Source organism: Rhodohalobacter sulfatireducens, from assembly GCF_022012475.1.
Lineage (GTDB): Bacteria > Bacteroidota > Rhodothermia > Balneolales > Balneolaceae > Rhodohalobacter > Rhodohalobacter sulfatireducens.
The window spans coordinates 1-519 of record NZ_JAKLWS010000116.1 but is presented as its reverse complement, the minus strand read 5'-3'; the positions used below and the strand labels follow the sequence as shown (position 1 = coordinate 519).

Sequence of the window (519 nt, the reverse complement as noted above, 5' to 3'; positions counted from 1 at the left end):
TTTGTTATGGTAAAGAACAGGAATGTTGGGGTTGGACTGAATTCCAGCAACCTATTCCACCTCTCTCAGTAAAATTGAGTTTATCAGTAACGGGCAAGCTGCCCGTTGTATAATGTACGCCGGACAGCTTGTCCGGCACCATAGGGTTTCGCTGTGGTAAAAAAAGGGGAAGTAGGGGTTGGATTGAATTCCGGCATCTTGATCTACTTCCCTCAACAAATTTGAGTTTATCAGTAACGGGCAAGCTGCCCGTTGTACGATTTACGCCGGACAGCTTGTCCGGCACCACAGGGGTTTGTTATGGTAAAGAACAGGAAGGTTGGGGTTGGATTGAATTCCTGCGACCTGTTCCACTTCCCTCAATAAATTTGAGTTTATCAGTAACGGGCTGGCAGCCCGTTGTACAATGTACGCCGGAGAGCTCGTCCGGTACCACAGGGGTTTGTTATGGTAAAGAACAGGAATGTTGGGGTTGGACTGAATTCCAGCAACCTATTCCACCTCTCTCAGTAAAATTGA

The 519-nt window shown here is 47.2% G+C and carries 1 protein-coding gene; it reads left to right on the top strand.

Annotation, left to right across the window (positions count from 1 at the left end; all coding sequences use genetic code 11):
* Positions 1 to 221 precede the first annotated feature (221 nt).
* Positions 222 to 519 (top strand): hypothetical protein (locus L6773_RS21340; protein ID WP_237856707.1); only part of this gene is annotated, 298 nt, incomplete at its 3' end.